Source organism: Pseudoalteromonas sp. DY56-GL79 (assembly GCF_041414765.1).
Lineage (GTDB): Bacteria > Pseudomonadota > Gammaproteobacteria > Enterobacterales > Alteromonadaceae > Pseudoalteromonas > Pseudoalteromonas piscicida.
In genome coordinates this window covers 102,598-114,561 of sequence record NZ_JANHZS010000008.1, presented here as the reverse complement: position 1 = coordinate 114,561, position 11,964 = coordinate 102,598, and the positions used below count along the sequence as shown (strand labels likewise).

Genomic DNA, 11,964 nt, shown 5'->3' with positions numbered 1-11,964 from the left:
AGTCACTCTATGTAAGTCTGGCGATAAAGACTTTGTGCTCCTGCAAAGTCACCTTACCCCACATCCTTGTGGGGCAACACAGTAGAAATGCTAATCAAGCGCTGCCCTTTGGGTTCATCTGAGTGCGCTTTGTTCATTGTTGCTCAACTTTTGCCTAGATTACTAGGCGGCAAGTCGAGCGTCGCGACCAAAACACACTCAGAAGAACAAAAATCAAACAGCAAAGGTCAACAGGCCCTAGATAAAGGTAGTCCCGATAAGTGCTTTTTACCAGATTTAGGCGGCCTTAAAGGCCAATATTGAATGCTAAGAGAGCGGTGACACTTGTGACTTTCTGGGTAGTGATCACGCCAAATCTGACTGATTACATGATTTTTAGTTAGATGTTTGAATATTCAATAAAAGTAAATAAATATTGCGCAAATCGTCTGGAAATGTTTGTTGGAACGATTTAATTGTGCTATCTGTATAAAAAGGCGCAATAAATAACCTATTTCATTCCCTGTGGTGATAATAAGAAACTTTCTATCGTCAGCGTCTAATTATAATTTGGAACGTTACAAAGGAAACCGTTATGACAATAACAAAACAAAAAACGACTTTGGCGTTGGCAATCGCCAGCTTATGTGGTTCGGGCGCTATGGTGTGGACGGCCCCTGTGTTTGCCGAGGAAGCAGCGTCGGAACCTGTTGAGAAGATCATGGTGACGGGGTCGCGAATCGCGCGGGCAAACCTAAGTAAACCCGGCGCGGTAACCACAATATCTAGAGCGGATATTGAGCAAACTGGGTTTAAAAATATTGGCGATATGCTGCAAAATCTAACGGTTTCCGCCAGTGCACCTAATGCTTCTCAAAATGAAAATACGTCGGGCGTGACAAACTTCGACTTACGCGGTTTAGGTGCACAGCGCACGTTGGTCTTGCTAAATGGCCGCCGCTTACCAAACGGGGGAAATGGCGCGGATGCTGCGGTTGACCTAAGTGCTATACCTACAGCGATTATTGAACGTGTTGAAATTCTATTGGATGGTGCCTCTTCTATTTACGGCTCTGATGCGGTGTCTGGTGTCGTAAACATTATTACTCGCCAAACGGGCGATATTTTTGAGGTCAGTGGCTCAATTGGCCAATCCGCTGAAGGCGATGCTGATACGACTTCTTTGGAACTTGTAACAGGGATTGTTGGCGATAAAGGGCGTTTTATGGTGAGTGCCAGCTACGATGAAAAACAAGAAGTGTATGCTGGCGACAGAGACTTTAGCCGCTATGATTTAACACTTAATCCCGATGGCAGTTACGGCCAAGGCGGTAGTTCCGCAATGCCATGGAGTAACTTAAAAGTCACGGATGAAAACGGTAAGGAAATATTTGTTACCCGAGGCCCAGAATATAGCGAGTGGCGTGAAACTATCTCCGATGCATCACTTGCACAAAATGATTTATACAACTACCAAGAGCCTAGCTTGCTACAAACGCCTTTTGAACGCTATAGCATGAGTGCGTTTGGCGAGTATGATCTTGGCAATTTGAAGTTTTCGGATGACGTGGTATTCAATTTCGAGGCGCTTTATTCACATCGAAAATCCACAACCAATGGTGCGCCTCAGCCATTAGTTCCAGTTTGGGGTGGGTACTTAGATTTCACTTACTCTCCTGATAACTATTATAACCAACAATTTGGTCCAAAAGACAAAGATGGTAATCCTTATGCCATCAATGACTGGCGTCGCAGAATGGTGGAAACCAATGGCCGTATGAACCATGTGGAAAACAGCCAATACCGTATTGTGATGGCGCTCTCTGGTGATTTTAATGCTGATTGGAGCTGGGAGCTGGCCTACAATTTTGGTCGCAACTCAAACAAACGACTAAAAACTGGTATATTCAATTGGCCAGCGGCTAAAAATGCGGTTGGTCCTACCCATTTTGATGAGCAAGGCGTGCTGCGCTGTGGTGCTACACCGGATACGCTAATTGAGGGCTGTGTGCCGCTTAATATCTTTGGTCAACCCGGTACCGACTCAGAGATCTCCGAGGACATGTTAAATTATCTCTCTGGTGATTGGCCAGGGATCCAACAAGGTCATAACCAGATTAAAATCGCCAGCGCGAATGTAAGTGGCGTAGTGGCGAGTTTGCCTGCGGGCGACCTAGGTGTGTCTTTTGGCATCGAAAATCAAAAGGTTGAGGCGCGCAATCAAACAGATGCCGTTTCTATTAATATTTTAGTCACGGATGGGTTAGGTAGACCAACTGGTGGTGAATATTCGCTCAATGAAGCTTATCTAGAAGCTGTTGTACCACTGTTATCAGACCATAATTGGGCGCAGAGCCTAGAGTTAAACCTCGCAACTCGATATTCAGACTTTGATACGTTTGGCTCGACCACCAATTCAAAAGTGGGCGTATTTTGGGCGTTGAATGAGCAGTTGAGTTTTAGAGGGACTTGGTCACAAGCATTTAGAGCGCCTAATGTGGTGGAACTTTATAAAGGAAGGTTACCTGGCTTTGAAAATGGCGATGATCCTTGTGCGGTAGCCAATCCAAACCAAAACTGTGTCAGCACAGGCGTTCCCGCTGATGGTAGTTACCGAGAAACGATCGGGCAGATCAGAACCAATACTGGCGGTAACACGGAGTTGGAACCAGAAACCGCGACGAGCAAAACACTTGGCGTGATTTATCAGCCGAGCTGGCTTACTAACGGTTCAATCACCTTAGATTTTTATGACATCCAATTAAAAGATGCCATTGGTAACATTAGCGCGGTGACCAAATTGAGTGAATGTATGAATAATGGTTTGTACTGCGACTCTGTTCATCGTGTTCAATCCGGTGAGTTTCAGGGGGTGATCACCGGCGTTGATGTGTTTAATGAAAACCTCAATGCGTTAAACCGTCAGGGGGTAGATGCTGAAGTTCGTTTTGACATCGGGCAGTTTTCATTTGGTGATTTGAGTACCGCACTAAACTGGTCATTTGTGAGTAAACATGAAGTTATTGAACCAGGCCTTGCAACCAAAGACAGAGCCGGACAGCGCGTTAATGGCCAGATGGCGGTGCCTGAGCACAGAGTTAACTTTGCACTTAATTGGCAGCATGATGACTTTAGCGCAAGTTGGCAAAGTTACTACATCGATTCGATGTTAGAAGAAGTATCGGTTAAACAAGGCGACCAAATCGTTAACTTTACCAATACCGTTGACAGCACGCTGACACATAACGCCCAAGTAACCTATCATTTAGATTCTGTTGATACTCAAATTACGCTGGGCGTTAACAATCTATTGGATGAAGCGCCGCCTTTTGCGACGGGTAATGGAAATAACGCAGATCCCATTCATTCTTCTTTATATTTAGGCCGTGAGTACTACTTAAGATTTAAAACTGAGTTTTAATTTCACATTGTTTCCCTGTGAGTGTATGGCAAAGCGGGCTATGTAAGCCCGCTTTTTTATTATTCTAGATGCTGTTTGATTAGCTCATGGTTTGTTGTGGCTGCTGATCTTGCGAAACTGGCGCTGAAGTTTGTGCCACCGCGTTGATCCGTGACACTGTCTTCCAACAAATCAAGGCCATTAAACACATAAGTGCAGTTACGATAGCAAAGTCAACTCTCGTTTGGGTGGGTAAGGTATTGTACTGGCAGACAAAAGACGCCGCATTCATGACCGCGCTTAAGCAATAGCAAATACCACTTAGACCTAATAATACTTTGCTAAACGACAATACGTGCTTTGCGAATTGGCTGCTAATGAGTGCAAAGAGAAAGGCTGAAAACATCGAAAACTTAACCGTCTCTAGTTTGTCTATGTGACTTGTCGATAGAAAAGTCGTCATCGCGAATCCGATGGCGATGGCCAATAGCACACCGATAAAGCCACCTGATGTTAATCGTTTTACAAACAATAGACTTTTAGCGCTTTGCTTTTTCTGCTTGGCACGCTTGTCAATCCACATCAAATTACCGGTAACGATTAAATAGGCGGTTGCAAGGCCAAGACTCAAAAATGCCAGTCGCATGCCATACCCAGCAAAATCTCCAAAGTGAAGACTCGCGATGGCAGAGAGCCCTGCACGAACAGCGTTGTCGTAGTTGTTTTCAGTGAGATAAATTTGTGATTGGTCGTTTAGTGTGTATTGTACTTCTTTGTAATTTGAAAAAGCATCGTTACTTTTCGCGGTAAAACTCACTACTGCGTTTTTGTCGCCAAAGTGGGTGATTTCCACCGTTGTGAGCGATACATCTCCTAACGTATCTAGTGCTTGAACTCTTAGTTGATCGACGCCGCGCATTGGTCGTGATTGCTCCAGTGCTTCAATGTTTGGTTCATTAAATCCAGCTGCTTGGAGCAGAGCCGTTTGGTTACCACCGTAAAGTAATACGGCGTATGAAATCTGATAAATGATAACGAGATTAAATACTAATCCCGTGAAGGCATACATTAAGTGAAAAGGTAGGCCCATCGTGCCAATTAGATTATGAGCATCTAGCCATTTGTCTTTTTTACCTTCGGCGCGATATTGGAAAAAGTTTTTGGCTATTTTGCGCCAGTGAATGATGACCCCGCTTAGCACAGCAACGAAGAAAAAGAGGGTGATGATCCCAACAAAATAGAGTCCGGCGCGGCCAAGCCCTAAATCATAGTGCAACTCATAGAGAAAACTGGCAAATTCAAATCTGTCGGCATCAACGAGGACTTCTCCCGTCTGTGGTGATAGCAGAAGGTGCTGGTCTTGATGATCTTCGCCCGTGATCGGGTGCGGCTCGTCTAAATGGGTTGCAAAGTAAACTTCAATAAAAGGGTTATGTGGCGTAGGCTCGCGCATAAAAAATCCATGGTGTGTATCGACATCGTATTGCTGCGCAATTGATGTGATCGCTTTGTCGTAGGAAATAGCGCTAAGTGGCTCGTTAGACTGGGCGGCTAGGGAGGCACGTTCCCAGCCCGTGATGTTGTCTCTGAATAGACTCAAAGATCCCGCAATAAACACAATGAATAGTACCGTTGAAATAATGATCCCAATCCATGCATGTGCTTCGGTCAATGATTTTAGTGTTTGATTTTTCATTGTTTATCTTATTAACAGTAATGCTGTGTTTAGTAGCAAAGAGGGAATAAAGATAGCAAACAAAGGTTTGCACGCGGCTTTAGCGCTTGAAAGTGCATAGCTCCAAACTAAGATCCCCGCCCATATCGGAAATGCCAGCACCAGACCTATCATCAGCTTTGTGGACTCTGAAAATGGCAGGAGCAAGTTGAGGTTTAGCACCAAAGAAATAGACAGTAATAGCCCTAAGAAAAATCCAACTAACGTTTTAGGCCACATAACTTAGTCCCCCAAAAAATAGAGATAGCAAAAAAACCAGTGTTGAGCATAGATAGAGGCGCTTTACTGAGTATCCACTTATTAGAGTCACCGACACCAAAGAAAACATAATTAAAACGAGACTGGCCAACATTGCAGAAATAATTGGGTATTGCAGAGTCAATATAATAACCCCAGACAAAACAAGGACTAAAGCTATACTGTATGCTGTGGGTTTATGTATCGAAGAGGCCAAAAATCGTTGCTTAGGACTTGCTAAGTAGAGTAACACGGCGGTAAACCAAAACGGTATGATTGAGAAAAAGCTCATGGTGGTGATAATCATTATTGTTTGCAATTGATTGTAATGATTATAGGTATGTTGTTCAAGGGGGAAAGTAATAATTGCAGTGAGAGAGATAGCCTAACCTGAGTGGGGCGGTTTAATGCTTGAAAAAACCGCTTGTTCATCAAGGTATAAAGCTCCCCGAGTGGTAACTGTAAGAGCGGGTTTTTGAAAAGACTCATTATAAACTCCGCTCCGAAAATGGCTAACTAAGTGTAAAGGTGCCTTGCATAATGGCGAAATGGCCCGGGAAGGAGCAGAAGAACTTGTAGCTGTCACCTTGCTTTAACTGCTCAGTAGAGAAGGTCACTGTGGTTTGCTCGCCACCGCCAATCACCTTTGATACGGCTAAAACGCGGCTGTCGTTTGGCTTTACATAGCTATTATTTGCACCTGCCGACATGCCATCGGTTGCAACGGCTTGAACATCTGCAGCTTTGCTCAACACCCAGTTGTGACCCATGGTAGTGGCTGGCAGCTTGCCCGTATGCTTTAACGTGACTGAAATTTCTTTACAGCTAGATGGCGCGCTGAGTGATTTTTTAGAAAACTGCATCATGTCGTTGGCTTCGATGCTGAGCTCACATTCATTTGCTGATGCGGCATGAGAGAAGAGAAAGGCACCTAGACTAAGTAATGTGATGGAAAGAGAGGTCTTCATATTAACTCCTTAATTAAAAATCATTCTCATTATTGTCTTTGCCAAGATGAATGTAAATGGATGCAGATCAATAAAATGGGTCTTTGCATGAAGTGACTGAAATTAAAGAGTGAAAAGGAAAATGAAAATTTAACAGGCCCATATGTTTCGGCCATCAATGCAATGGAAAGCCGTCAAGCTGCTAGAACAAGGCAGTGGTTCTTTTAAAACCATTGCCTTATGGCTGATGTCGTTGGTGTAGTCCTAACCAGACAAGACATCAGCTAATCCGACTTGTTGTAATCGCAACAAGTCGCTAATTTGTTTATGAAGCAGTAATAGTGCAGTTATCCACCCTACGCACCTTTTGCAGTGCCGAAAAGAGCCTAGCTTTATCGGTTGCAAAGAGCTGTTCGGTGTTTATTATTTGGTTAAACAAGCCTGCCTGTTCATCCGTGAGGTTACCGTGCTTGGCAAGATGCTGGGTCAGTGTTTCAAGAATGGCTGCACCAAGCTGATTTAATGTGCTTCTTAGCTGATCCAAATTCGCGTCTTCGTTTGGTACGCCTTCAGCCAGCCATTGTGCCCGGTATCTGTATTGAATAGCTTTTGCTGCATCCATTTGTGCTTGGAAAAACGCCTCAACGCTTGCACTATCCAGGCATTGCTGGCGGGCTTGCTCTAGCGCTTTTGAGAGCACAGTGGCTTCACGGGATAAGTCTTCAATTGGCCTGTGTTGTTGTGCTTTAAACAGTGCTACAGGCTGCATCTGAGCAAGGCGTTGGTTGATATGTGAGAATAACATCTTAGCAGAGTCTGTTCGCGTTTTGACCAATGCATTCGCCTTTTCAACGATCTGTGCCAGCGCGGTGCGAGCTTCATCTTCGCTTATCGGCTGAGATCGTTTTTCCATTTTCATCAGACCAAACAGCGTATGGTTGTCCGCGTTATCCTGAACGCTTACTTCGCGCAGTGTCAGCTCAGGGTAAACCACTTTAAGTGCGCAGCTACCTACGGCAACGGTGTTTTGGTCAAATTGTCCATTTGCAAGTAAGCGAGCCGCTTCGTTGGTGCCTTTGGGTACGGGCTTGGTTTGTACCTGATGAGCATTGAGCCAATGACCAATTTGGTTCAGGGCTGCCGGGTGGGATGCTGCATGCGTAATTTTAGCTGTCTTGTTCAATCCAAAAACACACATTTCGATGGGCATATGCACAGCGGCACTTAGCCCCGTTACCTTGTAGTTACGCATCGCATTGACAATGGCTGGGACCAGTTGTCCTTCAATAGTGGAGTTGGCCAGCGCGCTGAAAGCCCAGCTCTGCGCTTGCGCGGCATTGGCATAAGTATGCTCCGGGGTGCCCGAGTAAAAACGCTCATAGTCCTGCGACTGGCGGTTGGCGAGTAGGTCAAGTGCGGCATGATTAAAACTCCCCGGCCCTGCTTGTATATAAACAGACGCGGCTTGAGTTGTCAGCGTAAATAGCAGTGTGGGTAACGCCAGTAAGCGAAATATAAATGACAATTTCAAGGGCTTTTCCAAAGGTTCTACAGGCAAAAAACGCATCCTAACAGAACCATTAGGTGCTGTCCTGCAAGCGGAGTGATTTATTGATAACTCACAGCGCACTTTATGTACCTGCTTACTCGCCTTTTAGCATCAATGAGTACTTTTTTATTACCGCCAGCCTGATGCTTATGAAACGGAAAAACAATCATGCCAAGCACGTTAAAAAGTGGATGAAACTGTGTCAGTGACAGGGTGGGAACTGCGGTCTATGCTTGAAATGACTGCAATTAAAGGGTGATTTCAAAGATGAAAAAATACTGGCTGCTGCCATTGTTGGTTACTCCACTATTCGTCAACGCGGCGACATCTTCTACTGTAACATTGGCTTCCGATTATTTATTTAACGGCGTGAGTCAAACTAAGGAAGACGAAGCGCTGCAAGTCAGTTTAGATTGGTTTGGAAAAAGTGGTTGGTATGCTGGAGGCTGGGTGTCTCAAGTAGATTTTGGCGATGGTACGGATTTAGAAGGAGATCTGTATGGTGGCTACAAATTTACGCTAACTGAAAAATTAAAGCTTGATGTTGGTCTCTCGCAATATACCTATCATGGTGATGATGTGAGTTCTGATTATAACTATGCAGAAGCCTATGCAAAGTTTAATTACGGCCAGACAAATTTAGACTTTTGGTATGCATGGGATTACTTTGGAACAGGGGCTGCTCACGGGATAGTGATGCTCACGCATAGTATCCCAATCACAGATCGGTGGTCTCTGACGCTCGGAGTTGATCATTCAATGAGCTTTGATAGTGAGAAATACGAATGGGAGTCGGGTGATGATGACTATACCCACTGGCATCTAACTGGAACTTACTCGATTAGTACTTGGTCTTTTTCATTGGGCTATGAAAGCAATGATATTGATTCCTATGCAGATTCTACATTTGTGGCGTCAATTTCAAAAACATTTAATTTCTAAATTTACCTTTTATTAACTTTTGTGTTGATTTTAGTTGCGAATTGTACTTTTATATAGCTATATGATTGATGCTCCATAACTTTTTATAGGAGTAAGCAATTGATGAGGTAATAGTGATAAAAGCTATGGAGTCGCAATGATGAAGGATACGATAAAACTAACAGCACTCTCTTTGGCGGTATTTTCTCGGTTTAGCTTTTCAAGTCCGCTAGAATTTGCCGGTGGTGCAGACATGTCTAAGTTAGTCGAGGCAGAGCACATATTGCCAAATCTCAATGACTACACAACAAACCTTGTGACCGTAAAAGGGGTGGTCACTCATGTTTGCAGAAAATTAGGTTGCTGGATGACGCTACGAGTAGCAAATGGCCTAGATGTAAATATCGAAGTTGAGCAAGGCGATATGGTATTTCCACTTGCTGCGATTGGCCGTGAAGCCCATGTGACAGGGCGCTTCGAAGCGCTAAACCAGCGCGCATTGGTTTGCGTGAGTAAAGCAGACAATGAAACGGCGCTCATGCGTTTGGGGTTTAATCCAACGGCCGTAACCATTTCGCATTTAGTACAGCAAGTAAAACACAGCTAGGCTCCCAAATGTGGTGACATAGAGGTTTTTAAAGCGAAACGCCAGTATTACCGCGACCGTTGCGGCGACCAAATAGGGGTTGCTTGGCGTAATGGCAAGGTTCTTGTCTTGAATAAATACAATAGGTACCCAAATGGCAGTCAGTACGCAAGGGGCGCTAAAACTTAAAAAGCGTTGTAGTTTAGGGCCGATAGTAAAAGGCAGTTGTTTTGCCAAAAATAAATACCGAGTTGCAAACGTGACACAAGCCATGGCTAAAATAGCGGTGATCATACATGCTCCTTTTTACTTTGTAGCACATATCCCACCGACATCCCGAGCAGTGCTGAGGCGATTAAACCAAATTCAAAATGGACCAGTTTGAACACTAAGATAGTTACGGCCGACGTTAAACAAGCGCATAACACGGGTAATGTGTTAATACTCGGGACCACGAGAGCAATAAATATTGCCGCAATCGCGAAGTCTAAGCCAAGGTTGGTCAAGTCAGGTAAAAACTGACCTGCGACAATACCAATGAGCGTCCACAGATTCCATGCAACATAAAAGCTACCACCTGCGATGAGCGCATACACGAGCCGCAGTTTGCCTTGATAGGCGCGGTGGTGATGGGAAAACGCAAATAATTCGTCAGTGAGAAAAAACGCAATGGGGCCACGCCATTTAAGAGGTTTATCTATCATTTTGTTGCGGATAGCAAGGCCATAGAGTAAATGTCTCGCGCTAATAATAAAGGTAGTCGCAAGCAAGGTGATAAGCGCGGTGTCTTTGGCAATAAGCTCTATTGCCACTAACTGCGCCGAGCCTGCAAAAACTAATAACGACATTAACTGTGCTTCGAGCGGCGTAAAGCCATTTTGCACGGCAAGGGAGCCACACAATATTCCCCAAGGAAGTACGGCGAGATTTAATGGCAACATATCCCAAAAGCCTTTGCATACTGCGACTTTCATATTAACAAGCCTTGCTATATTGACTGGGTGTGATCCCCATATTCTTTTTAAAATGACGGTTGAAGTGGCTCTGATCATAAAAGCCGACGCTTAATGCTGCATGGGAAACACTTTTGCCACTGCGCAATAATGCTTTGGCATGATTAAGCCGGTGTTGTATTTGAAAGGCATGGGGAGTGAGGCCGGTGTGGGCCTTAAACACGCGAATAAAGTAAAAGGGACTCATGCCGACAAGGCTCGCTAAGGAGTCGAGTGATACATCTTCAAATAAATTATCTAAAAGAAAATGGCGTGCTGTGGTAATTCGTTGCTTCACCGAAGGGATTTTTGTATCGAATGTGACTTTACCTTGCTTATTGCTTAAATAAGATAGCAGAGTAATAAGTTGAGACTGCTTTTCAAGCACGCTGGTATCACATTCTAAGACGTTAAAAGTGCTGTTCATGAGTGCCGCAAGCGCTCGGTCGTGTACCACTGCATCATGGAAAAAAGGAGCCATTGCCTTGCCATCACCAAGAAACTGATTAAATAGTTCAGGCGTTGGGTAGAGTGAACGGTATGAAGACTTATCTTTTGACGCCTTTTTGCAGTCGTGCACCTGCTCTGCATTTATCAAAATGACACTATGCTGGCTAGCTAAGTGTTCACCGCCGCTGCGGTAGAATCGCTGCGCACCACTATCCACTAGGGCAAGCGTATAGCCGCTGTGGCTATGTCTACCAAAGTCTTCCTGCTTATCAATGTTGTGTAGTACTTCTAGGCCACCGAGCTCACGATGAAAACTAAATTTTGAGTGTTGCATAATTCTCTCCCCCATTGATGAAAAGCGTATCTGTCTTCACTCAATAAGTCTTGTACAAAATTGCACAATGCCACAAACAATAACTGGGTCAATAACGCCTAATGCCAAGTCTCTTTTTTGATCACGTTAACAAGGCGGTGATTGATTAAGCATCGGCCATCGATTTCTTTAAGCTCGTCTTCATACACGCCGTTAAATACGGTGATTGGGGCATCTGATTGAGATTTTGGCTGCTGATAAAGAACAAAATAGCTTTTAGCACTAAACTTATTTGCCGCGATAGGTTGAATATCGGCACTGGTTATCATGTGCATACTCTTTGTTGTTTTTATGGCTTGTTGCTGCCTTATTGTTATTTCTTCAGCACCAGTAATATTGATATTGAGTGCTGGGATACTAAATGTTGCATCCTTTGTAAAAACACTTTGATATTCTTGCGCTAAACCGGAATCTCGATATTTTATGTAATTGTGTAGTGTCGTTTCACAGAGGCGCTGGTTACTACTTGGGTTGGTGGTCATGCAACCACTCATAACACATGCTGCTGCAACTAAAAGGAAATATGATTTCATAACATGACCCTAATTTTTTGTTCTCAGCCTGAGGTTCAATAATCTCAGTGAGTTTAACGGTATTGTCAACCAAGCGAAAGCGCATGATTTATCCTGACGTAACGATTGCGTAAACATGTAAAGCCCCTTTACAGCTTTTTCTGCTGCGGTTTTATTAGATGCTACTGATCTGTTAAGTATGTATTTATGGCATGCAGATTTTCACCTTATGACAATTTAATATTGACGAATAAATTAACTTAGTTTACTTTTGTGAAAGCGC

General features: G+C 44.0%; 12 protein-coding genes. 4 read left to right on the top strand and 8 right to left on the bottom strand.

Annotated features, from left to right (window positions below; all coding sequences use genetic code 11):
- Positions 1-87: 87 nt before the first annotated feature.
- Together NO992_RS07605 and NO992_RS07600 are read left to right on the top strand one after the other, a co-directional pair.
- On the top strand, positions 88-303 hold the full coding sequence (locus tag NO992_RS07605; RefSeq protein ID WP_102058554.1) for a hypothetical protein: 216 nt from the start codon (positions 88-90) through the stop codon (positions 301-303).
- Positions 304-574: 271 nt separating this feature from the next.
- Positions 575-3,400: a TonB-dependent receptor plug domain-containing protein gene (locus tag NO992_RS07600; protein WP_371375772.1), complete on the top strand. Its 2,826-nt coding sequence runs from the start codon at positions 575-577 to the stop codon at positions 3,398-3,400.
- Between the two features lie 79 nt (positions 3,401-3,479).
- On the opposite strand, the gene NO992_RS07595 is transcribed toward NO992_RS07600, so the two are convergent.
- The 4 genes from NO992_RS07595 to aroQ all read right to left on the bottom strand — a co-directional run bounded on the left by NO992_RS07595 (position 3,480) and on the right by aroQ (position 7,829).
- Positions 3,480-5,075 (bottom strand): PepSY-associated TM helix domain-containing protein, encoded by a 1,596-nt coding sequence (locus tag NO992_RS07595; RefSeq protein ID WP_371375769.1) that lies wholly within the window; start codon positions 5,073-5,075, stop codon positions 3,480-3,482.
- A 3-nt stretch (positions 5,076-5,078) separates the two neighbouring features.
- Positions 5,079-5,333, bottom strand: coding sequence for a hypothetical protein (locus tag NO992_RS07590; protein WP_017218197.1), 255 nt, complete (start codon positions 5,331-5,333; stop codon positions 5,079-5,081).
- Between the two features lie 530 nt (positions 5,334-5,863).
- Positions 5,864-6,319, bottom strand: a complete 456-nt coding sequence (gene azu, locus NO992_RS07585) for an azurin (protein ID WP_010375320.1) — start codon at positions 6,317-6,319, stop codon at positions 5,864-5,866.
- 304 nt (positions 6,320-6,623) lie between these two features.
- Positions 6,624-7,829, bottom strand: a complete 1,206-nt coding sequence (gene aroQ / locus NO992_RS07580; RefSeq protein WP_371375764.1) for a gamma subclass chorismate mutase AroQ — start codon at positions 7,827-7,829, stop codon at positions 6,624-6,626.
- Between the two features lie 285 nt (positions 7,830-8,114).
- Here aroQ and NO992_RS07575 point away from each other — a divergent pair, with 285 nt between their 5' ends.
- Both NO992_RS07575 and NO992_RS07570 read left to right on the top strand, forming a co-directional pair.
- Positions 8,115-8,789 (top strand): TorF family putative porin, encoded by a 675-nt coding sequence (locus NO992_RS07575; RefSeq protein WP_371375761.1) that lies wholly within the window; start codon positions 8,115-8,117, stop codon positions 8,787-8,789.
- A 136-nt stretch (positions 8,790-8,925) separates the two neighbouring features.
- Positions 8,926-9,375, top strand: coding sequence for a DUF4920 domain-containing protein (locus NO992_RS07570; protein ID WP_019647446.1), 450 nt, complete (start codon positions 8,926-8,928; stop codon positions 9,373-9,375).
- On the opposite strand, the gene NO992_RS07565 is transcribed toward NO992_RS07570, so the two are convergent.
- The 4 genes from NO992_RS07565 to NO992_RS07550 form a co-directional block, all read right to left on the bottom strand.
- A complete protein-coding gene (locus tag NO992_RS07565) occupies positions 9,349-9,648 on the bottom strand; it encodes an AzlD domain-containing protein (RefSeq protein ID WP_253105675.1) in 300 nt (99 codons plus the stop codon). The two genes, NO992_RS07570 and NO992_RS07565, sit on opposite strands and share 27 nt — an antisense overlap.
- Positions 9,645-10,328: an AzlC family ABC transporter permease gene (locus tag NO992_RS07560; protein ID WP_253105674.1), complete on the bottom strand. Its 684-nt coding sequence runs from the start codon at positions 10,326-10,328 to the stop codon at positions 9,645-9,647. Before NO992_RS07560 ends, NO992_RS07565 begins: the two co-directional genes overlap by 4 nt.
- Position 10,329: 1 nt before the next feature.
- The gene (locus tag NO992_RS07555) at positions 10,330-11,130 is read right to left on the bottom strand and encodes a helix-turn-helix domain-containing protein (protein ID WP_371375756.1); all 801 of its coding nucleotides are present in this window, start codon (positions 11,128-11,130) and stop codon (positions 10,330-10,332) included.
- A 98-nt stretch (positions 11,131-11,228) separates the two neighbouring features.
- A complete protein-coding gene (locus NO992_RS07550; protein WP_371375753.1) occupies positions 11,229-11,702 on the bottom strand; it encodes a nuclear transport factor 2 family protein in 474 nt (157 codons plus the stop codon).
- Between the last annotated feature and the right edge of the window lie 262 nt (positions 11,703-11,964).

Coding starts and splice junctions, on each gene's coding strand:
- NO992_RS07600 (WP_371375772.1), top strand. CDS start 575: ATGACAATAACAAAACAAAAAACGACTTTGGCGTTGGCAATCGCCAGC.
- NO992_RS07590 (WP_017218197.1), bottom strand. CDS start 5,333: ATGTGGCCTAAAACGTTAGTTGGATTTTTCTTAGGGCTATTACTGTCT.
- NO992_RS07570 (WP_019647446.1), top strand. CDS start 8,926: ATGATGAAGGATACGATAAAACTAACAGCACTCTCTTTGGCGGTATTT.
- NO992_RS07575 (WP_371375761.1), top strand. CDS start 8,115: ATGAAAAAATACTGGCTGCTGCCATTGTTGGTTACTCCACTATTCGTC.
- NO992_RS07605 (WP_102058554.1), top strand. CDS start 88: ATGCTAATCAAGCGCTGCCCTTTGGGTTCATCTGAGTGCGCTTTGTTC.
- NO992_RS07595 (WP_371375769.1), bottom strand. CDS start 5,075: ATGAAAAATCAAACACTAAAATCATTGACCGAAGCACATGCATGGATT.
- NO992_RS07565 (WP_253105675.1), bottom strand. CDS start 9,648: ATGATCACCGCTATTTTAGCCATGGCTTGTGTCACGTTTGCAACTCGG.
- NO992_RS07550 (WP_371375753.1), bottom strand. CDS start 11,702: ATGAAATCATATTTCCTTTTAGTTGCAGCAGCATGTGTTATGAGTGGT.
- NO992_RS07555 (WP_371375756.1), bottom strand. CDS start 11,130: ATGCAACACTCAAAATTTAGTTTTCATCGTGAGCTCGGTGGCCTAGAA.
- NO992_RS07560 (WP_253105674.1), bottom strand. CDS start 10,328: ATGAAAGTCGCAGTATGCAAAGGCTTTTGGGATATGTTGCCATTAAAT.
- azu (WP_010375320.1), bottom strand. CDS start 6,319: ATGAAGACCTCTCTTTCCATCACATTACTTAGTCTAGGTGCCTTTCTC.